The sequence below is a fragment of the Nocardiopsis ganjiahuensis DSM 45031 genome (genome assembly GCF_000341085.1).
Lineage (GTDB): Bacteria > Actinomycetota > Actinomycetes > Streptosporangiales > Streptosporangiaceae > Nocardiopsis > Nocardiopsis ganjiahuensis.
On record NZ_ANBA01000017.1, the window covers coordinates 341561 to 362156 of the forward strand.

15 protein-coding genes are annotated in these 20596 nt (G+C 72.9%); 9 read left to right on the plus strand and 6 right to left on the minus strand.

Features of this window, described 5'->3' with window-relative positions:
- Positions 1-85: 85 nt before the first annotated feature.
- Positions 86-1771 carry an acyl-CoA synthetase gene (locus tag D458_RS0124635; RefSeq protein ID WP_017589391.1) on the minus strand — a complete coding sequence of 562 codons (1686 nt, stop codon included), beginning with the start codon at positions 1769-1771 and terminating at the stop codon, positions 86-88.
- Positions 1772-2146: 375 nt separating this feature from the next.
- On the opposite strand from D458_RS0124635, the gene rocD reads away from it, so the two are divergent.
- Positions 2147-3421, plus strand: coding sequence for an ornithine--oxo-acid transaminase (rocD, locus tag D458_RS0124640; RefSeq protein ID WP_017589392.1), 1275 nt, complete (start codon positions 2147-2149; stop codon positions 3419-3421).
- 124 nt (positions 3422-3545) lie between these two features.
- Here the strand turns inward: rocD and D458_RS0124645 are convergent, their stop codons facing one another.
- The 3 genes from D458_RS0124645 to D458_RS0124655 all read right to left on the minus strand — a co-directional run bounded on the left by D458_RS0124645 (position 3546) and on the right by D458_RS0124655 (position 7064).
- Complete coding sequence (locus tag D458_RS0124645; protein ID WP_017589393.1) at positions 3546-4190, minus strand: dihydrofolate reductase family protein; 645 nt, start codon at positions 4188-4190, stop codon at positions 3546-3548.
- Between the two features lie 85 nt (positions 4191-4275).
- The gene (locus D458_RS0124650) at positions 4276-5736 is read right to left on the minus strand and encodes an SGNH/GDSL hydrolase family protein (RefSeq protein ID WP_017589394.1); all 1461 of its coding nucleotides are present in this window, start codon (positions 5734-5736) and stop codon (positions 4276-4278) included.
- Positions 5737-5810: 74 nt separating this feature from the next.
- On the minus strand, positions 5811-7064 hold the full coding sequence (locus D458_RS0124655) for an aminotransferase class I/II-fold pyridoxal phosphate-dependent enzyme (protein ID WP_017589395.1): 1254 nt from the start codon (positions 7062-7064) through the stop codon (positions 5811-5813).
- A gap of 391 nt (positions 7065-7455) precedes the next feature.
- On the opposite strand from D458_RS0124655, the gene D458_RS0124660 reads away from it, so the two are divergent.
- From D458_RS0124660 to fabI, 3 genes are all read left to right on the plus strand, one after another.
- Complete coding sequence (locus D458_RS0124660) at positions 7456-8913, plus strand: adenosylmethionine--8-amino-7-oxononanoate transaminase (protein ID WP_017589396.1); 1458 nt, start codon at positions 7456-7458, stop codon at positions 8911-8913.
- Positions 8910-9623 carry a dethiobiotin synthase gene (gene bioD, locus D458_RS0124665; protein ID WP_017589397.1) on the plus strand — a complete coding sequence of 238 codons (714 nt, stop codon included), beginning with the start codon at positions 8910-8912 and terminating at the stop codon, positions 9621-9623. The genes D458_RS0124660 and bioD overlap by 4 nt, the downstream gene beginning before the upstream one ends.
- Positions 9624-9806: 183 nt before the next feature.
- Positions 9807-10604, plus strand: coding sequence for an enoyl-ACP reductase FabI (fabI, locus tag D458_RS0124670; RefSeq protein ID WP_017589398.1), 798 nt, complete (start codon positions 9807-9809; stop codon positions 10602-10604).
- A gap of 461 nt (positions 10605-11065) precedes the next feature.
- Here fabI and D458_RS0124675 read toward each other — a convergent pair whose 3' ends face one another.
- A complete protein-coding gene (locus D458_RS0124675; protein WP_017589399.1) occupies positions 11066-11557 on the minus strand; it encodes a DUF3291 domain-containing protein in 492 nt (163 codons plus the stop codon).
- A gap of 120 nt (positions 11558-11677) precedes the next feature.
- On the opposite strand from D458_RS0124675, the gene D458_RS0124680 reads away from it, so the two are divergent.
- Positions 11678-13153 carry an aminotransferase-like domain-containing protein gene (locus D458_RS0124680; RefSeq protein ID WP_017589400.1) on the plus strand — a complete coding sequence of 492 codons (1476 nt, stop codon included), beginning with the start codon at positions 11678-11680 and terminating at the stop codon, positions 13151-13153.
- 160 nt (positions 13154-13313) lie between these two features.
- On the opposite strand, the gene D458_RS0124685 is transcribed toward D458_RS0124680, so the two are convergent.
- Positions 13314-13928 carry a superoxide dismutase gene (locus D458_RS0124685; protein ID WP_017589401.1) on the minus strand — a complete coding sequence of 205 codons (615 nt, stop codon included), beginning with the start codon at positions 13926-13928 and terminating at the stop codon, positions 13314-13316.
- A 524-nt stretch (positions 13929-14452) separates the two neighbouring features.
- Between D458_RS0124685 and D458_RS0124690 the strand changes: the two genes are divergently transcribed.
- The 4 genes from D458_RS0124690 to D458_RS0124705 all read left to right on the plus strand — a co-directional run.
- Entirely contained in the window at positions 14453-16522 is a 2070-nt protein-coding gene (locus D458_RS0124690) for an acyltransferase family protein (RefSeq protein WP_017589402.1), read from the plus strand.
- 217 nt (positions 16523-16739) lie between these two features.
- The gene (locus D458_RS0124695; protein WP_017589403.1) at positions 16740-17822 is read left to right on the plus strand and encodes a class I SAM-dependent methyltransferase; all 1083 of its coding nucleotides are present in this window, start codon (positions 16740-16742) and stop codon (positions 17820-17822) included.
- A 93-nt stretch (positions 17823-17915) separates the two neighbouring features.
- The gene (locus tag D458_RS0124700) at positions 17916-20015 is read left to right on the plus strand and encodes a glycosyltransferase (protein ID WP_017589404.1); all 2100 of its coding nucleotides are present in this window, start codon (positions 17916-17918) and stop codon (positions 20013-20015) included.
- Positions 20012-20596: glycosyltransferase (locus tag D458_RS0124705; RefSeq protein WP_394296598.1), on the plus strand; the 585-nt coding region annotated here is incomplete at its 3' end. The genes D458_RS0124700 and D458_RS0124705, both read left to right, overlap by 4 nt.

Here is a 20596-nt window from a genome sequence, read left to right on the forward strand (position 1 = left end):
TGGGTGAGTACCCATTGGCCCTGTGACCGAAATGCGGGTTGCCGGAGAGGTGGGGTGCGGTACTCCGCAGGAACGGGGTGCGGGCTCACGGAACGAAGACCGCGGAACCCTCGTCGGCGACCGACGCCGCCCAGCGGTAGTCCTGCTTGCCCACCGCGGTACGGCGCACCCGGTCCACGAAGTGCACGGTCCGGGGCACCTTGAACCCGGCCAGCCGGATCCGGCAGTGCGCCCGCAGCGCGTCCTCGTCCGGGGACGACCCCGCGGCCAGCGACACCAGCGCCGTCACCCGCTGCCCGAGCGTCTCGTCCGGCGAGGGCACCACGATCACGTCCTCCACCGACGGGTGGGCCTTGAGCACGGCCTCCACCTCCTCGGGGTACACCTTCTCCCCGGCGGTGTTGATCACCACGCTGCCCCGCCCGAGCAGCACGATCGAACCGTCCGCGGCCCGCGTGCCGTAGTCGCCCGACAGCGCCCAGCGCCGCCCCTCGCCGTCCGTGGGGAAGGTGCGCGCGGTGGCGATCGGGTCGTTGTAGTACCCCAGCGGGATCCGACCGGTCCGCGCGATCCGGCCGACCTCGACCGAACCCGGCGGCAGCGGCCGCAGTGCTCCGTCGAGCACGGCGATACTGCCGCCCATGGTGAAACTCCGCCGGTCCGATGCGGTCGCGACGGTCTCCTCCCCGGCGCTCCGCGCGTCGGGGGCGGTCGCCGAACCGCACACACCCGTCTCCGAACCCCCGTAGGAGTCGGCCAGCGCGACGTCCTCGCGCCACGCCCGCCACAGCCCGCGCACCGCCGGGGTCAGCGGGGTTCCACCGGAGCGCACCGAGGTGAGTTCGGGGCACAGGCCCGGCTCGGTGAGCAGGTGCCTGGCCAGCGGGCGGGCCATCGCGTCGCCCACCAGCTGCACCGCGTGCACGCCCTCCCGGTGCACCAGCTCCAGCACCCGGTCCGGACGGAAGCTGCGGTCCGTGGACAGCACCACGCGTTTGCCGCACAGCAGCATGCTCAGCGCGTTCCACTGACCCGCCGCGTGCATCAGCGGACCCAGGACCAGCATCCGCTGCGGGAAGCAGCGGGCGGCGCGGTCGGCCACGTCCTCCGGGGTCCGGGCGCGCGGGGCGCCTGGGGAGCGCCGTTCGACGGCGGCGCGGAAGATGTCCGCCTGACGCCACAGCACACCCTTGGGATAGCCCGTGGTGCCGCCGGTGTAGAGCAGGTAGTGGTCCTCGCCGCTGGTCTCGGGGAGTCCGACCGAACCCTCCCCGGAAGTGCTGACGTCCTCCTGCGCGGCCAGCGCGTCCTCGTAGTCCACGCCGCCCAGTGAGGCGTCGCGGGCCGAACCGTCCTCCAGCAGCAGCACGTGCCGCAGGCGCGGCAGGTCCGGGCGGACCGCCGTCACCGTCGCGGCCAGGGAGTCCTCGGCGATCAGGGCGACGGCGTGCGCGTCCGAGAGCACGTGCCGCAGTTCGCCCGCCACGTACCGGTAGTTGACGTTCACCGGCACCGCGCCGGCGCGCAGCACACCCAGGAACGACTCCACCCACTCGGCGCGGTTGAAGGACAGGATCGCCACGTTCTCGCCGGGGCGCACACCGGCCGCGACCAGGTGTCGGGCCAGCCGTGTGGAACGGTCGTGCAGGGCGCGGTAGGTGAGCCGCCGGGGCCCGGCGACCAGGGCGATCCGGTCCGGCACGGCGTCGGTCACCGCCGCCATGAGGTTGGCGAGGGAGAAGGGGGTGTCCGGGGACGTGTGGTGCGGCACGTCTGATGACCTCCCTGACGTTCGGAGAACGGCCGTCCACGGCGATGAGCGCTCGCGGCGGCTGTGACTGGTAGGAGCGAACGTACCCGTCAGGGGACAGCTCGATCGCCGTGAGGGCTGTGTACCGCGTCACCTGCGTAACCGTCCCGTATCGCCCTCCGGGGAGCCCGGCCGGACAGTGCCCGCTCAGCGAGGGTGCGGGTGCGGATCGCGTGCGGGTTTCGGGCCCGCGCGGGGACCGGTGATCTCCGCCACCCCTTGTGTGCTCACCGGATCATCTGCTCAACTCTTGGGGATCCCGCCGCGGGGGCTCTACCGGGCCCCACGGTGGGTATCTACTGTCTGACATCGGTCAATGGTGATCGGAGCGGCTAGATGACCACCCAGAATCTGGGACAGCAGGACTCCGTCGGAAACCCCGGCGGACAGGGACTCTCCAGCGCGGACCACATCGAACTCGCCCAGGCGAGGTCCGCACACAACTACTCACCCCTGCCCGTCGTGATCGCTGAGGGCCGTGGTGCCTGGGTGACCGATGTGGAGGGAAAGCGGTACCTCGACTGCCTGGCCGGATACTCGGCCATGAACTTCGGCCACCACAACCCCGACCTGCTGGCGACCGCGCACGCCCAGCTCGACCGGGTGACGCTGACCAGCCGGGCCTTCTACAACGACCAGTTCGGCCCGTGGGTGAGCGCCCTCGCCGACATGGTCGGCAAGGAGAAGGTCCTGCCGATGAACACCGGCGCCGAGGCGGTGGAGACCGGCATCAAGGTGGCCCGCAAGTGGGGCTACGAGGTCAAGGGCGTACCGGAGAACCAGGCCACCATCGTCGTGGCCGGAGCCAACTTCCACGGCCGCACCACCACGATCATCTCCTTCTCCTCGGACCCCGAGGCGAAGACCGGTTTCGGTCCCTACACGCCGGGCTTCCGCTCGGTGGCCTACGGGGACGCGGAGGCCATCGAGGAGGCCATCGACCACACCACGGTGGCGGTGCTCGTCGAACCGGTGCAGGGCGAGGCGGGCGTGATCGTGCCGCCGGAGGACTACCTGCCCCGGGTCCGCGAGATCTGCGACGCCAACCGGGTGCTGTTCATCGCCGACGAGGTGCAGTCGGGCCTGGGGCGCACGGGCACGATCCGGGCCTGTGAGCACACCGGAGTCGTTCCGGACGCCTACCTGTTCGGCAAGGCGCTGGGCGGCGGCATCCTGCCGGTGTCGGCGATGGTCGCGGACGAGGACGTCCTCGGAGTGATCCAGCCCGGACAGCACGGCAGCACCTTCGGCGGGAACCCGCTCGCCGGAGCGGTGGGCAGCACGGTCGTCCGGATGCTGACCGAGGGCCCCTACCTGGAGAACGCCCGCAAGCTGGGCTCGGTGCTCCGACACCGGCTGGACGAGTTCGTCGGCGACGGGGTGGTGTCGGCGCGCAGCATCGGCCTGTGGGCGGGGGTGGACGTCGACCCCGAGCTGGGTTCGGGCAAGGAGCTGTGCAAGCGCCTCGCCGAGCACGGTGTCCTGGTCAAGGACACCCACGGCTCGACCGTGCGGATGTCTCCGCCGCTGGTGATCAGCGAGGAGGACCTCAACTGGGGTCTGGACCGCTTCGCCGAGGTCATCGCCGAACTGAAGGCCGAGAAGCGGTAGCGCGCGTCACCGTACGAAGGGAACGAACGTACGGGACGCAGGGGACAGCTGGAACCGCGGGGCCCGCCCGGATCCGATCCGGGCGGGCCCCGCGCCGTCCCCGCGTGTCACCCGCCCCCGTGCGTCACCTCCGCCAGAAGAGGTGGTGCACCATGCCGCTCGGGCTGGGCACGACCTCCAGGTGGAAGCGGTCGAGCAGTTCGTCGGGTGATTTCCACAGTCGCAGACCGGATCCGAGCTCCACCGGTGAGACCGCCACGTGCAGGGTGTCGACGAGGTCGGCGTCGAGGAACTGCCGGACGGTGGTGACCCCGCCGCCGAGCCGGACGTCCCTGCCCTGCGCCGCCTCCCGGGCCTGTTCGAGGACGGTGGCCGGGTCGCCGCCGACGAAGTGGAACGTGGTGTCGGAGAGCGTGAACGACGGGCGCTCGTGGTGGGTCATGACGAACACCGGGGTGCGGAACGGGGGCTCGTCGCCCCACCAGCCGAGCCACTCGTGGTCCTGCCAGGGCCCGCGCTGGGGGCCGAACTTGTTGCGGCCCATGATCTCGGCGCCGATGTTGTGGGTGAAGTCCCGTGTGAAGTAGTCGTCGAGGCCCCGGCTGCCTCCCGGGTCGGTGCGGCCCGGCCAGCTCGCTGTGGCTCCCGCCCAGGACATCAGCCTTCCCGGGTCGACGTGGCCGAACGGCCTCTCGAGACTCTGCTCCTCGCCGGCGCCGATCCCGTCGCTGGAGACGGTGAAGTTCTGGACCCTCAGCAGCTGAGCCATGTGTTCCTCCTGTGCACTGCGCGGTTGACAGTCAGGTATGACTCGCCGGGACGGGAGAACTCATCGCCGCGGCGGGGCGGGTGTCCTAGGAGTCGGCGTCGGCGGTGCCTTCGTCCTCGTCCGCGTCCTCCTCGTCGGCGCTGTCCCCATCGGTGTCGGGCGCGACGTTGGCCGGGTCGAGGGGGCCGCCCAGTTCGGTGTGCAGGATGTCGGAGTCGACCTTCTCCAGGGTCTCCCGGGACGTGAACAGCACCCGCTCGGGCCCCTCCTCGATCTGGAGGCGCACGCGTTCGGCGATGGAGCGCTGGCCCTGGGCGGTGGGGTGGAAGCTCGCCCGGTCCACCCGCAGGCCCTCACCCAGCTGGCCGAGGACGATGCCGTTCAGCCAGGAGTTCTCCTCGCTGACCTCGTAGCCCTTCAGGGCGGTGAAGACGTTGACGAACTCCACGCTGCCGACCTGGCGGGACCCGTACACGTCCCCGTCCGCCCGGTAGGCGGTGTCCCGGATGCGCTCGTTGAACCGCTGGGCCACCGAGTTCAGCCACAGCTGGTCGCCCTGGGAGAGCGTGTAGTACATGCCGGGCGGCTCCTCGGGGAACAGCCGGGGGTAGCCCAGGACCAGCACGCGGGCGTCCGGGGCGCGTTCGCGGATGTCGGTGATCACCTCGGTGAGGGTCTCCTCGAACGCGTCCATCTTCTCGGTGACCTCGTCCTCCTGGTCCGTGCAGCCGGTCCGCTCCAGGAGCGGCATCCGCACGATGCAGGTGCGCAGGACGGGGATGAACCCGAGGTCGTTGCCGCCGATGCCGACGGTCACCAGCGAGGTGTGCTCGGTGACGCGCTCGAGCTGCGACTCGGGGGTGCCGATCTGGCTGAGCATGTCCGAGCCCTTGTGGCCGCTGCACGCGTAGAAGCCCAGCGCGCCCTCGAAGGAGAACTCCTCCTCGACGACCTTGGGGTAGGCGTGCTCGGAACGCCAGCACTCACCGGCTTCGGCGGTGCCCTCCTCGTACTCGCCCGCGCCGTCACCGGAGGAGTAGGAGTCGCCCAGGGCCACGTAGTTGCCCCAGACCGCGGCCTCCTCCGGCTCCATCTCGACCCGCCAGTCCTCCTCCTCTTCCTCGGTGACCGGGGGGAGGGGCTCGCCGGGGCAGACGCCGTCGGTGACGTCGCACCACAGGCGCAGGAGGCCGTCGCGGGTGGTGGGAACGGCCAGGACGACCACCAGGGTCAGGACCAGGACGGTCGCGGTGACCAGGGTGATTCGGGCGCGGCGGCGGCGCTTGGGGGACTTCCGCTTCCCCTTCTTCCGGACCGAGGTGGAACCGGTCCCGGTGGGATCGTCCCCCGTGGGATCGGTCTCCTCGGTCTCCCCGGTCCCGGACTCCGCGGCCCCGGTCTCCCCGGTCCCGGACTCCGCGGCCCCGGTCTCCCCGGTCCCGGACTCCGCGGACGGGGATCCGTCGCCCGGTTCCTGGGGATCGTGGGGTTCTTGAGGGTCTTGGGGTTCCTGGGGCTCCAGGGGGTTACCATCACGCGCTGACACGGTCTTCTACCGCCTCCCAGATCCGCGGGGCGTGTGAGGTGTGTTCGACTGCCACACCCTGGCCACACGTCAGACTACCCGGGGCGGTTCGCCGTGATGACGTCGAGAACGCGGCGGATGTCGGCGTCGTCCAGGGTGGCGCGGGCGGTCAGACGCAGCCGGGAGCGGCCGTCCGGGACCGACGGCGGACGGAAGCAGCCCACCCGGACCCCGTCCTCCAGGCAGGCCGCGCGCCAGGCCAGCGCCTCCTCCGGAGAGGGCGCCGGCACCGACACCACCGCCGCGGCCGGGGCGCTCGCCGCCAGCCCCCGTTCGCGGAGCCCCTCGGACAGCTCGCGTGCGCGTGCGCGCACCGCCTCGGCCCGCTCCGGTTCGGCGCGCAGCACACGCAGGGCCGCCAGCGCCGCTCCCGTCGCGGCCGGGGCCAGCCCGGTGTCGAACACGAACGTGCGCGCCGTCTCCACCAGGTGCCGGATCACCCGGCGCGAACCCAGGACCGCTCCGCCCTGGGAACCCAACGACTTGGACAGGGTCACCGACACCACCACGTCGTCGGCGCCGCCCAGCTCCGTACCGCCCACGGCGCCGCGCCCGCCCGGGCCCACCACCCCGAGCCCGTGCGCGTCGTCCAGCAGCAGCGCCGCCCCGTGGGCGCGTGCGACCCCGGCCAGGGAACGCACGTCGGCGAGGTCGCCGTCCACCGAGAACACGGTGTCGCTGAGCAGCAGGCGCCGCCCCGCGCCCCCGGAGAGCAGTTCGGCGGCCCGGCCGGTGTCACCGTGCGGGAACACCGCCACCCGCGCGCCGGAGGCCTTGGCCAGCCGGGTGGCGTCGATCAGGGAGGCGTGGTTGTACTGGTCGCACACGACCAGGGGCGGCTCCACCTCGTCGGCGGCCGGGGTGACCAGCGCCGTCACCATCGCCAGGTTGGCCGCGTACCCCGAGGAGAACACGAGGGCGGCCTCCGCGCCGTGGAAGGCGGCCAGCTCGCGCTCCAGCTGACCGTGCAGCCGCGTGTCACCCGTGACCAGCCGCGAACCCCCGGCGCCCGCGCCCCAGGTGCGGGCGGCCTCCGCGGCGGCCGCCACCACGGCGGGGTGGCGCATGAGCCCCAGGTAGTCGTTGCCCGCCAGGTCCAGCAGACCGTCCGAGGGGGAGCGGGGCACGGTGCGACGGGTCAGCCCCGCGCGGGCCCGGCCCTCCGCGGCCCCGTCCAGCCAGGCGAGGGGGTGGCCCGAGGGCAGCGGCCCCGGGGCGGGGCCCGGCGGGGTGGCGCGCAGGGGCCAGGGGCGGTGCGCGCTACGGGTACCGGTGTCGAGGCGTTCCATGCGGATGACGAGCTCCTCGGAAGTCGGTGACGCGTGGGCGGAGACGATCGGGCCGGTGCTTCGCGCGGCGGGCGGCGCGGCGGGTGCGACTCCGGGCCGGTGTGGGACGGGAGGAGGCCGGGACACCGGCCGGGCGCGACAGAGAGATCGTGCGCAAGGTGAGAAGTGCCGCGTGTCGCGCGAACGCGGTGCGGAGGGGCCCTGGCGGGTCGACCCAGCGGCGGCCAAGCCCGCTGGGGCGACCCGTCCCTTGCAGTGCCAAGGAGGCGTATACGACTCTGCCCGTCGGCGGCCCCCCAGTCACCAGTGGAAGCCCACAAAGAATCCGCGGGGATTCCTGGCTCACTCGTACGGGGCGCCAGAGCCCGCGCGCGGGGAACAATGGTGCACCATGTCCCGAACCAGCACCGAGACGGCCCATCCCGCACAGGTTCGAGCCGTCGACAGCGCGCACCTGTGGCACCCCTACACGACCGTCCCCGCAGCTGAGACGCCCTACGTGGTCACCGGAGCCGAAGGCGTCCACCTGGACCTGTGGTCGGACGGCCGGCACCACCGGGTGGTCGACGGCATGGCGTCCTGGTGGTCGGCGATCCACGGTTACCGCCACCCACGCCTCGACGCGGCGGTGCACGCCCAGGTGGACCGGTTCAGCCACGTGATGTTCGGCGGGCTCACCCACGCGCCCGCGGCCGCGCTGGCCGAGGCCCTCGTGGAGATCACCCCCGACGGGCTCGAACACGTCTTCCTCGCCGATTCCGGGTCGGTGTCGGTGGAGGTCGCCATGAAGATGTGCCTCCAGTACCACCGCTCCACCGGCGACCCGGGCCGGCGCCGCTTCCTCACCTGGCGGGGCGGCTACCACGGCGACACCTTCCACGCGATGAGCGTGTGCGACCCCGACGGCGGCATGCACTCGCTGTGGGGCGACGTCCTGCCCGGCCAGGTGCACGCGCCCGATCCGCCCGCCGGGTTCGACTCCGAGCCCGACCCCGCCTACCTCGCCGGGTTCGAGGAGCTGGCCCGCGTGCACGCGGGGGAACTGGCCGCGATCATCGTCGAACCCGTCGTCCAGGGCGCGGGCGGTATGCGCTTCCACCACCCCGGCTACCTCAGGGAACTGCGCAGGATCGCGGACGCGTACGGGCTGCTGCTGGTGTTCGACGAGATCGCCACCGGCTTCGGCCGTACCGGGGAGATGTTCGCCGCCGACCACGCCGGGGTGGTCCCCGACGTCCTGTGCGTGGGCAAGGCGCTGACCGGCGGGTACATGACGCTGGCCGCCGCACTGTGCACCGCACGGGTGGCGAGGGGGATCGCGGAGGGGGAGGTCCCCGTCCTCGCCCACGGACCCACGTTCATGGGCAACCCGCTGGCCTGTGCGACCGCTCTGGCCTCGGTGGAACTGCTCACCGGGGGCGACTGGCGGGGCGACGTGGCCAGGATCGGGGACGGGCTCCGCAAAGGGCTGGCCCCGGCCGAGGGCCTGCCGGGGGTGCGGGAGGTGCGGGTGCTCGGCGCGATCGGGGTGATCGAGCTGGACCGGCCGGTGCGCATGCGCGAGGCCACCCGGGCGGCGGTGGCGGCCGGGGCGTGGCTGCGGCCGTTCCGCGAGCACGTGTACGCGATGCCGCCCTACGTGTGCTCCGAGGAGGAGGTCGCGACGATCGCCGCCGGGATGGTGGCGGCGGCCGAGGCGTCACTGGCGGCCGACACGGCGGCGGAGACCGGGGTGCCACCGGGAGGCGGTGCGGCGGCGGTGGCCGGAGCCGGGCCCGGGCGGACCGCGGCGGGTTCGGGCGGAGCGGGTTCGCGCAGGACCGGAGCGGCTTCGGAAGGGGATCTGTGACGGACGTGCTCGTGGTGACCGGGACCGGCACCGAGGTGGGCAAGACCGTGGCCACGGCCGCCGTCGCGGCACTGGCCGTGGAGCGGGGCCGGCGGGTGGCGGTGCTCAAGGCCGCCCAGACCGGGGTGGGACCGGGGGAGGAGGGCGACGCCCAGACCGTCGAGCGCCTGGTCCCCCGGGTGACCACCGACGAGACCGTCCGCTATCCCGACCCCCTCGCACCGGCCCGGGCCGCCGCCCGTGTCGGCCGCGAGGGCCCCGCCGCCTGGGAGGTCACCGACCGGGCCCTCGACCTGGCACGCGGCCACGACCTGGTGCTGGTGGAGGGTGCGGGCGGGCTGCTGGTCCGGTTGAACGCGGCGGGGGAGACCCTCGCCGACGTGGCCGAGCTGCTGTCAGCGCCGGTACTGGTGGTCGCCGATCCCCGGCTGGGGACCCTCAACGCGACCGCTCTGACCGCCGAAGCGCTGCGCTCGCGCGGGCTGGTCCCCGCAGGGGTGGTCGTGGGCTCCTGGCCGCGTGAGGAAGAGGAAGCCGACCTGGCGATGCGCTGCAACCTCGACGACCTGCCCGACATGGGGGCTGGCCCGCTCGCGGGCGTCCTCACCGAGGGGATGGGCGGGCTGGCCCCGCGGGCCTTCGCCGAGGCGGCCCGCCGCTCCCTGGGGCCGGGGCTCGGCGGCACGTGGGAGCCCCCTGGCAGAGCTTGAGGCCGGGGAGGGGCCGGGGCCGCCCCGGCCGGATCCTCCCCGGGTCGGAGGGAAGGCCCGCCCGCTGGCGGACCTCTTCAAAGCACATGCCGGATTCTTTGTGCCGTTCCACGGCAGACGAACCCCGCCCGGCGCCGATACGTTGCCACTGCCAGCCCGAACACCGCCCAACAGGGGAACTCCTTGAACCTGCTCATCACCGGCATCACCACGCAGTCCTCCATCGCCTACGCGATCGCGGAGGAGGCCATGAACCAGGGCCACGAGGTGATCCTGACCAACCCGCCCGGCCGCGCCTTCTCCATCTGCGAGCGCATCGCCAAGCGGCTGCCCAAGGAGCCGGTCGCCGTCCTGCCCATGGACGTCACCGACCCCGCGCAGATCGCCGCCACCGTCAAGGCGGTCGGTGAGCACTGGGACCACGTGGACGGCCTGCTGCACGCCATCGCCTACGCGCCCGAGTCGGCCCTGGGCGGCAACTTCCTCAACACCGAATGGGAGGACGTCTCCAAGGCGATCCACATCTCCGGCTACTCGCTGGCCGCCCTGACCGTCGGCATGCGCGACCTGCTCGCCAAGGCCCCCGAGGGCGCCGGAGTGGTCTCCCTGACCTTCGACGCCAGCGTCGCCTGGCCGGTCTACGACTGGATGGGCTCGGCCAAGGCCGTCCTGGAGAACTCCGCCCGCTACCTCGCCCGTGACCTGGGCCCGGACGGCATCCGCGTGAACACGATCTCCGCGGGCCCGATCAAGTCCCTCGCGGGCGGCTCGATCCCCGGCTTCTCGCAGATCGCCGACTCCTGGGCCGACAACTCCCCGCTGGGCTGGGACACCAAGGACACCACCGTCGTGGCCGGCCCCGCCCTCTTCCTGATGTCGCCCGCCGCCCGGGCCGTCACCGGCACGGTCATGCACGTGGACGGCGGCTACCACGCCATGGGCGCCCCCCTGGCCCCCACTCCCGGTCCGGTCTCCGCCTGACCCGCCGAGAGGAGAGGTGTCCCCTGGCCGGACGGGGACACCTACCGGTGCCGAGCACCCGCTGAACAGGCCGGGGTACCGGCGCCGGTGAGCGGGGAGCCCGGTACGGGGACGCCTCCGAGTCGCCTCGGGGAGGGCCCTCCCCAGCGGCGATCGCTAGGCTGAGGGCCCCGCTGTCCCCCAGGCCCCGAGGGCAGGCGACACCGTGCCGGAACCAGCCGAACACGATCCCCCGAACCCGACCCCGACCACTTCGCACGCCCCGGCGCGTTCAGGTCGGGTCACCTGCTGTGGCTGGCTGCCGCCGATGAGGAACGGCAGCGGGGGAGGACCGATCTGGTCCGCGCCGAACCGCTCGACCTCGTCACCCGGGCGGAGGGCCGTGTGTGCTCGCTGGAGCTGGCGGCCCGGGACCGCGAGGACGGGGCGGCGCCGGGCCCGGTCGGCTGAACCCGGCCCCTTCAGCCGGCCGGGGCGGGGACCGGCGAGGCCAGGGTGAAGGCCCTGGGACCGGGTCCGTGGTCGCGCAGGTGCCCGGCGCGGCTCTCGGCCTCCGCCACGGTGACCTCCGCTCCGGCGCTGGACCACCACAGGGTCCGCTCCACGGTGGGGAAGGCCCCGGTCGCGGCGCGGTAGGCGAGCACCTCGTCGTGCGCGTCCTCCACGAAGGAGCGCAGATCGGTCGGGGATCGCCACAGGGCCACCACGCGTATGCGGTCTCCCTCGTCGGAGAAGTGGACCTCACCCAGGTGTCCCAGGTGGACCCCGGCTCGTTCCCGCAGGACACGTACGAAGGCCTGGAGTTGGTGGCGGTCGCCGGTGACCGTACGGGCCTCGACCAGGAGGGGCCAGTGTGCGAGGCGGGCCGTTTCCGGGGTCGAGCGGCGGATTCTGGCCGCCCTGGCGGGGGCTCCGACGTGGCGGTCGGTACGGCTGTGAAGCAGGGAACGCATGGGGACTCCTCTGGGAAGTGGACCTTGTCAAAGGTGCCACTTTGGCTCTGGTGGTATCTGCTTTCCTGATGCCAGTATTGAAGTCCAGGGTCAGAGTCAGTAGAGCCAATGGAGCCGAAAATGGACCTTGTTCGACAGACGGACGAACTCGTGGACGCCCTCGGGAACTGGTCCGCCGGCAACGGGGCCCTCTACCGGCGCCTGGCCGCCTCCCTGCACGGGTTGGTCGACCAGGGCACCCTCGTGCCCGGGGAACGCCTCCCCTCCGAACGGAGCCTGGCCACCGCGCTGCGGATCAGCCGCACCACCGTCGTCTCCGCCTACGACCACCTGCGGGAGGAGGGGATCCTGGAGAGCCGCCAGGGCAGCGGCACCAGGGTGTGCAGCACCAGGTCCCCCGTGCGCGCGGACGGGTGGACCGCGGGAGGCAACGGCAACCCCATCTACCGCAACCTCCTCCAGACCGACGAGTCCGTCATCTCCGCCTCGTGCCTGAACACGCCGGACCTGGGCGGGGTCGAGGCGGCCGTCCGGGAGGTGGTCGCCGAGGACCTGCCCGCGCTCATGGCCGAGAGCACCTACTACCCGCGCGGTCTGATGGCCCTGCGCGAGGCGATCTCGGAGTACTACGGGCGCCGGGGCCTGCCCACCCGTCCCGACCAGATCGTGGTCACCACCGGCGCCCACCAGGCCGTCGCCCTGGTCGCCCAGCTCTACCTGCGCCCCGGCTCCCCGGTCCTGGCGGAGGACCCGAGTTTCGCCGGCTGCCTGGACCTCTTCCGCGACCGGGGCGCCACCATCCATCCGGTGCCCCTGGACAGCCAGGGGATCGACCCCAACGGCGTGCGCCGCGCGATGACCGAGCACAACCCGCACCTGGTCTACGTCATGCCCTCGTACCACAACCCGACCGGCACGATGATGTCCCCGGCCCGCCGCCGCGAGCTGGGGGAGATGTCGGCCCGCCACCGGGTGCCGGTCCTGGAGGACAGCGCGTACACCGGTATCCGGTCCGCGGACGAACCGGCCCCGCTCGCCGCGTACGCGCCGCGCGGCGCCGAGGTCATCTCCGTCGACTCGCTGTCCAAGGTCGGGTGGGCGGGGCTGCGCGTCGGCTGGCTGCGCGCCCCCGCCGAGATGGCGCTCCGGCTCAGTCGCCGCAAGGTCCTCGCCGACCTGGCCGGCCCTCTGCTGGACCAGGCGGTCGCGGTGCGCCTGCTCGACCGCTACGACGAACTCGCCCGCCGGCGGTCGGAGGAGCTGCGCACCGCCCTGGCCCACATGGAGTCCCTGCTGCGCCGGGACCTGCCCGAGTGGCGGTGGCGGACCCCCGAGGGAGGGGCGGCGCTGTGGGTGCACCTGCCCGGGGCCAACGCCCGCGCCTTCGCCCAGGTCGCGCTCTGCCACGGTGTCGAGCTGGTCCCGGGGCCCGTCATGTCCGCCTCCGGCGACGACCGCCACGCCGAGTACTTCCGCCTGCCGTTCGCCTACGACCGGGCGACCCGCGAGGAGCTGGTGTGGCGGCTGGCCCGCGCCTGGCACGAGCTCGACCGGCACGGCCCGGTGGGGAGCCACCCGGACGCCCTGGTCGTCTGACCACCGGTGACGCCTCCGGCAGCCGGAGGCGTCACCGGCGCCGGTCCGGTCCCTGGCGGCAGGATCACGGCGGGGGCGGACAGAAAGCGAGGGCGGCACCACGTGTGTGGTGCCGCCCTCCGCCGTGCCCGGTGTCCGGGTCGGTCGGAACCCGAGGGTTCTAGCCGATCTTGACCTTGCGGGCCTCGGCGAAGCGCTCCTGGACGTCGGCCCAGTTGACCACGTTCCAGAACGCCTTGACGTACTCGCCCTTGACGTTCTTGTACTGGAGGTAGAAGGCGTGCTCCCACATGTCCAGCATGAGCAGCGGCTGCGTGCCGATGGCGATGTTGGCCTGCTGGTCGTACAGCTGCTCGATGATCAGACGCTGGCCCAGGGCGTCCCAGGCGAGGATCGCCCAGCCGGAACCCTGGAGGCTGGTGGCCGCGGCGTTGAAGTGCGCGCGGAAGGCGTCGAAGGAACCGAACTGGTCGTCGATGGCGGCCGCGAGCTCACCCTCGGGCTTGTCGCCGCCCTCGGGGGAGAGGTTCTTCCAGAAGACGGAGTGGTTGACGTGGCCACCGAGGTGGAACGCGAGGTTCTTCTGGAGCATGGTCACGGCGCCGAAGTCGTCGGCCTCGCGGGCGGCGGCCAGCTTCTCCAGCGCACCGTTGGCCCCGGCGACGTAGGCGGCGTGGTGCTTGTCGTGGTGCAGCTCCATGATCTGACCGGAGATCCACGGCTCAAGGGCCGCGTAGTCGTAGGGCAGTTCGGGAAGCGAGTACGGCGCAGACATCTCTGACGCACCTTTCCAATGACGAGGTTCGTCGGGCTTACAGCGATGGGATCGCTCTAGGCAGAAAGCTATCAGCCAAGGGGGCGGGGACCCGATGTCAGGCTGTTTACACCCCGCTCGGGGAATAAACCGTCCGCCGGACACCAACGCGTTCCGACCCCGTGCGACGGTGCGGACACGCTCCGGGCCCCGTGGCCGCGGGTTCACCGGGCCCTGTGCCGTCCCGGCCGCATCGGCCTCCACCCTCCCTTCCCGCGCACCTGTTCCGTCAATCATCCGCTTCCGTCCTGAACCTCCCGAAGGCCGCCGGTCTCCGGTCGTCCCGGCCTCCCGGCCTAACCTGACCGGACTGTCGGCCAGCAGACCCGAAGGATGCCGGAAAACGTTGTTCGGGCGTTGGCCCGCCATTCACCGGACGGGCATCGGGAACGGCGATAATACAGCGCCGAATTCGAGTGACGGAACCCGCTCAGAAGCCTCGTTCGGTGAAAAGTCTCCCTAGTCCTCCGAGGCCGCCGCCGCTCATGCACATCTCTTCTCCGAAGGCCCTCGCCAACAGGGCCGCCACCGTTCCCACCGTCCCCGGGGTCGCCCGCGACAAGGGCGGCGGGGGTTTCCGGCCCGAGATCGAGGGCCTGCGCGCCTTGGCCGTACTCCTCGTGGCCGTCTACCACATCTGGTTCGGCCGGGTCTCCGGTGGCGTCGACGTCTTCCTCATGCTCACCGGGTTCCTCATCACCGGGTCCCTGGTCCGGAGCGTCGAACGCGACGGCCGCATCCGCTTCGCCGCCTTCTGGACCCGGCTGGCCCGGCGGCTCGTCCCCGCCGTGGCCGTGGTCCTGACCGCGACGATGGCCGCCATGTACCTGTGGCTGCCCCGCTCGCGCTGGGCGGACGTCCTCGACGAGGTACGCGCCGCCGCGCTCTACCACGAGAACTGGACCCTGGCCCGCAACGCGGTCGACTACCTGGCCAGGGAGGCCGCGGCCAGCCCGGTCCAGCACTTCTGGTCGCTGTCCATCCAGGGCCAGTTCTACCTGCTGTGGCCGCTCCTGGTCGCCCTCGCCGCACTGGTGGCCGCACGCGCCCGGATACCCCTGCGAGCGACGGTCCTGGTCGCCGTCACGGCCGTGTTCGCCCTCTCCCTGAGCTACTCGGTGTCCGTCACCGCCCGCGATCAGGCCTGGGCCTACTTCGACACCGGGGCCCGCCTGTGGGAGCTGGCCCTGGGCGCGATCCTGGCCCTGGTCATCCACCGGGTGCACCTGCCGGTGCGGCTGCGCGTGTTCCTGGGCTGGTTCGGCCTGGCCGCCCTGGTCTCCTGCGGGGTGCTCGTCCCGGTCTCCACGCTGTTCCCCGGCTACGTGGCGCTGTGGCCGACCGGCGCCGCCGTCCTGGTGGTCCTGGCCGGGACCACCGGCAGCCGCCACGGCGCGGACCGCCTGCTCACCTGGAAACCCCTCACCGAACTCGGCAAGCTGTCCTACCCCCTGTACCTGTGGCACTGGCCGGTCCTGGTCTGCTACCTGGAGGCCACCGACCGGCCCCTGGCCACCCCGCTCGGCGGTCTGGGCGTCCTGGGACTGTCCCTGGGCCTGGCCTGGCTGACCCACCGTCTGCTGGAGGGCGGACTGGACCGCTTCACCCGCCCGGCCGGGCGCCGCACCCCCGGATGGTCACTGGGCATCGCCGCCGCGCTGATCGTCCCGGTCCTGGCCGCCTCGCTGCTGTGGGGCGACCGCCTGGAGCGGGAGCGGGCCGAGCGCTCCCAGGAGGTCGCCGTGCCGGACAGCTACCCGGGGGCCCTGGCGGTCTCCGACCCCGACGCCGCCGCGCTCCTGCCCGACGTCCCGGTCCGTCCGGACCCCGCCGACGCCAGACAGGACCTGTCCTGGCACCACGAGCAGGGCTGCCACGTCACGCTCGTCTCGGAGGAGCTGGTCGTCTGCGACACCGGCCCGGCCGACGCCGAACACACACTCGCCCTGGTCGGCGCCTCACGCGCGGCCCACTGGTACCCGGCCGTCCAGGAGGCCGCCGAGGCCCGGGGATGGCGCCTGGTCTCCTTCACGAAGAGCGGCTGCCAGTTCAGCACCGACACCGCGCACCGGGACGGAGAGGTCTTCCACGAGTGCGAGGTGTGGAAGAGCAAGGCGATGGCCGAACTGGAGGAGTTGCGCCCGGACGCGGTCCTGACCTCCTCCACCCGGGCCACCCTCGACGGGGAGACCGTCCACGACGGCTTCCTGGAGGTCTGGTGGTGGCTGGAGGAGCTGGGCATCGACGTGATCGGCCTGCGCGACCTGCCCCGGCTGCCCTACCAGGGCGCCGAGTGCGTGGAGTCGAACCCGGCCGAGCAGTGCGCGTCCCCGGTGACGGCCAGCCAGGCGGACGTGGACCCCGCCACCCGGGTCGAGCTGCCGCCCAACGTCACCCTCATGGACCTCACCGGACACGTGTGCCCCGGCGGTTCCTGCGACGCGGTGGTCGGCAACATCCTGGTGTTCTGGGACCACTCGCACGTCACCGCCACCTACGCGCGCACTCTCGGCCCGGCGATGGAGGAGGCCCTGGCCGAGGCGACCGGCTGGTGAATTCACCGCCCCAGGGGACTTCGGCCGGAAAAATGACGCCTCGGTGATACCCCGGTGAACGCCGGGGGAATTGATTCCCACACGGGTTTCGATTTCCCCGGTGAAAGGTTCGGAGGGCGCTTTGAGGAGTTAGTGTCGAAACTGCCCGGGAGTTTCTCGCAAAACGCCCGGGACGCCCCCCGAACCCACTGCCACGCAATCCCCGTGGAGGTCCCCCTTGCCCTCACTCCGCCGCAGAGCCAAACCACTGCTGGCTGTCGGCGCCGTACTCGGCCCGGCCGTACTCGCCGTACCCGCGGTGCTGGGCGCCCTGGCAGTGCTGAGCTGGGCGGAGGCCGTGATCGCCACCGCCGTGCTCCTGCTCGGCGCCCTGGTGTGCGGGCTCGCTGCCGGGCTCTGGCTGCTCCGGCGGTCCGTGCTCGCCCTGGCCACCAGCGTCAGCGGCCACACCCGGAAGGTCACCGAGGTGCTCGGCCAGGACCGCCTGGAGATCGCCCGCTCCCTGGAGGAGGTGGGCGAGCGCCTGACCCGCATCCAGGACCACGCACTGCCCAAGACCAGCCGGGAGATCCAGCGGGCCGTCACCGTGCAGGGCCGGCACGACTACGAGCAGCAGGTCGCCTGGGCCGAACTGCGCGAGTACCTGGACGTCGCACCGTTCATGCCGCCCCTGCGCGGCTGGGCCGCCTCCCCGGACGTCCTGCGCCTGCTCGTGAGGCTGATCGACCGGCACCGCCCCGAACTGGTGGTGGAGTGCGGCAGCGGAGCCTCCAGTGTGTGGATCGGCTACGCGCTGCGCCGCGCGGGCACCGGTCGGCTCGTCGCCGTCGAGCACGAGGCCCGGTACGCCGAGCTCAGCCGGGACCTGGTCGCCGCGCACGGGCTCGACGACGTCGTCGAGGTCCGGCACGCCCCGCTCACCGAGGTCAAGGCCGAGCTCTCCGGCGCCGACCCGGAGGGGACCGTCGAGTCCGCGCCCCTCTGGTACGACCTCTCCCGCCTGAACGACCTCGACCGGATCGGCCTGCTGTTCGTCGACGGACCGCCCCAGGCCACCGGCGAGCAGGCCCGGCACCCGGCCGTGCCCGCCCTCCTGCCGCAGTGCGCCGACGACGTCGTCATCGTCTTGGACGACGCCGACCGGCCGGACGAGCGCGCTCTCGGGGACCGCTGGGTCGTCGAGCACCGCCTGCACCGGACGGAGGAGCCCGCCGAGAAGGGCGCCCACGTGTTCACCCGCCGGGTCCCGGCCGTGCCCCCGGCGTCGAACGCCGTCCCCGAGCCCGAACCCAGTACCTGAACCCCTTCCCGTCCCGAACCCGACTCCGCTCCCGTTCCCGTTCCCGTCCCGGCAGCCCGCCCCCAGCCGCCATCCGAGATCGAAGGCCACCCGATGATCACCACCGTCCTTCGGCATGCCCTGCGCGCCCGCGGCAAGGAGCCGGCCGTGCTCTGCCACGCCGGCGCCGACACCCGGGCGGACCTGGCCGGGCTGCCCGCGGCCCCGGGCGACGTGCTCCTGGACCTGGACGCCCAGCCCCTGGGCGAGCCCGTGCTCGACGGGGACCGGGTCGCCGGACTGGTGGCGGTGGTCGCGGCCACCACCACCGACCTCAACAGGGTCCTCACCTCGGCCGTCCACCTGCCCCGGGCCGTGCACGTCGTGGTGGCCCTGGTCGCCACCCCCGGCCACCAGGAGCCCCCGGTCCCGGTGGGGCCCGGTATGGGGCAGTGGCGCGACCTGCAGGAACTGCGGGTGCGCAGGGTGGACAGCCGGGGCTGGGTGTGCGAGTTCTTCTTCCCCAACGCCACCGAGAGCGCTCCGGTGCTGGACGCGGTCTTCCAGGGAACCCGGGGACGCCGCCGCGGGTCGGCCGTGGCGCCCCTGGCCGCCCTGAACGGATCCGAGGCGGCACTGTGGCGCCCCGGTGACACCGGGGCCCACGGCGTGGCCGCCGAGGGCCCGGTGCCGCTTCGCCGGGTCACTCCGGTGGCCGATCTCGTCCTGCGTGTGCACGACAGCGAGACCCCGCCCGCCTGGACGGACGGGGCCGTGCCGGCCCTGGACCGCACCACCACCGGCGCCGACTCCTGGGACGCGCTGACCGGCCCGGACGGCTACGACCACGCGGCACGCCTGTCCGCCGCCCCACGCACCGGCTCCGACCGGACCGCTCTCTCCGTCTCCGGCACCTCCGCCCCCGGCACCTCCGTCTCCGGTCCGTCCGCCGACCCGGTCCAGCGGATCGCGCCCATCGACGAGACCACCGTCAACCCCACCGGCTTCGGCAAGGCCGAGAAAGGCCCCCTGGGCCACCTCACCCTGCAGGGCGACCGCGCGGTGGTCCGGGACGGGAAGAAGGACCTCGTGGTGGTCGCCCCCGACGGGACGGTCACGGACGTCGACCTCGCCCGCCTGCGCCACCTGCGCGGGGTCCGGGTGGACTGGTCCGGCCACAGCGGGCCGCACGCCGCTGTGCGCGCCGTGGCCTCCCTCGCGGCCGGCGGGGTCCCCGTGATCAGCGGGCCCGTCCCCGCCTGGGCCGCCGGGCTCGGCGCGCCGCTCACCGAGCTGCTCGCCACCGCCACCGAGGCCGACCTGTCCGACCGGCTGACCCGCGAGGAGCACAGCGTCCGCCTGCGCCGGGCCGCGCTGTACACCCACGGACTGCGCTCCCGCTGGCGTTCCCTGGCCGCCGAGGCCGGTGTGCCGGTCCCGCCCGGCCCCAGGATCTCGGTCATCCTGTGCACCCGCCGCCCCGAGATGGTGGGGTTCGCGCTCGCCCAGATCGCCCGCCAGCGCGGGGTGGAACTGGAGACCGTCCTCACCCTGCACGGTTTCCCCGCCTCGATGCCCGAGGTGCGCACCGCCGTCGACGCCTACCGCGCCACCGGACTGCCCCTCACCGTGCACGAGGCGCCCGCCGACCGGATCTTCGGCGCGGTGCTCAACGACTCCGTCGCCCGCGCCTCCGGCGACCTCATCGCCAAGTGGGACGACGACGACTGGTACGGCCCCGAGCACCTGGCCGACCTGGTCCTGGCCCGCACCTACTCCGGCGCGGAACTGGTCGGCACCGGTCAGGACTTCGTCTTCCTCCAGGAGATCGACCTCATGGTGTGGCGCAGCCGGGAGTCGGAGACCGCCACCCGGTTCATCGCCGGGGGCACGATCCTCACCGACCGCGTGGTGCTGGAGGAGACCGGGGGCTTCCGCCCGCTGCCGCGCGCCATCGACACCCAGCTGCTCATCGCCGTCACCCGGGGCGGCGGCCGGGTCCACCGCACCCACGGGCTGGGCTACGTGCTGCGCCGCACCGGCGGCGGACACACCTGGTCCGAGGACATGGCCTACTTCCTGCACAACTACGCCCGACAGTGGTCCGGCTGGCGGCCCAGCTCCCTCCTGGAGGGCGAACCCGCCCCGCTGGGGAGCGCCGCCGCGGCCGGGCAGCTGGTCGGGGCCACACAGCACACGGGGGGACACCCTTGACCAGTACCGAAGAACGCGCCGCCGCAGCCGCGGACCCCGCGACGGTCCCAGGACAGGCGACCGCTCAGGTGGGAGTGCTGCCCCGGGGCGAGGTGGACTTCGGGGCCCAGCCCCGGCTGCGCCGCAACGACTACGCCCCGCTCACGCCACCCCCGCTGGGGGAGTGGACGCCGACGCTGTCGGTGAGTGTGGTGATCCCCGCGCACGGTAGCCCGGACAAACTCGCCCTGGTGCTGGCCTCGCTGGCGGCGCAGAGCTACCCGGCGCACCTGATGGAGGTGGTCGTGGTGGACGACGGTTCACCCGAGCCCCTCGCGCTGCCCGACGTCCGCCCGGCCAACACCCGCCTGCTCACCTCCGCGCCCGGCGGTTGGGGTTCGGCGCACGCGGTCAACACCGGGGTCGCGGCCTCCTCCGGACAGGTCGTCCTGCGCCTGGACGCGGACATGCTCGTCTACCGCGAGCACGTGGAGTCCCAGATGCGCTGGCACCACCTCGTGGACTACGGCGTCGCCCTCGGCCACAAGATGTTCGTGGACTTCGATCCGGCCGCGATGACCCCCGAGTACGTGCACGAGGAG

Bases quoted from the DNA above. Each gene is read 5' to 3' on its own strand.
- D458_RS0124680 (WP_017589400.1), top strand. From the start codon at position 11,678: ATGGACCTTGTTCGACAGACGGACGAACTCGTGGACGCCCTCGGGAAC.
- D458_RS0124685 (WP_017589401.1), bottom strand. From the start codon at position 13,928: ATGTCTGCGCCGTACTCGCTTCCCGAACTGCCCTACGACTACGCGGCC.
- rocD (WP_017589392.1), top strand. From the start codon at position 2,147: ATGACCACCCAGAATCTGGGACAGCAGGACTCCGTCGGAAACCCCGGC.
- D458_RS0124700 (WP_017589404.1), top strand. From the start codon at position 17,916: ATGATCACCACCGTCCTTCGGCATGCCCTGCGCGCCCGCGGCAAGGAG.
- D458_RS0124660 (WP_017589396.1), top strand. From the start codon at position 7,456: ATGTCCCGAACCAGCACCGAGACGGCCCATCCCGCACAGGTTCGAGCC.
- D458_RS0124655 (WP_017589395.1), bottom strand. From the start codon at position 7,064: ATGGAACGCCTCGACACCGGTACCCGTAGCGCGCACCGCCCCTGGCCC.
- D458_RS0124645 (WP_017589393.1), bottom strand. From the start codon at position 4,190: ATGGCTCAGCTGCTGAGGGTCCAGAACTTCACCGTCTCCAGCGACGGG.
- D458_RS0124690 (WP_017589402.1), top strand. From the start codon at position 14,453: ATGCACATCTCTTCTCCGAAGGCCCTCGCCAACAGGGCCGCCACCGTT.
- D458_RS0124675 (WP_017589399.1), bottom strand. From the start codon at position 11,557: ATGCGTTCCCTGCTTCACAGCCGTACCGACCGCCACGTCGGAGCCCCC.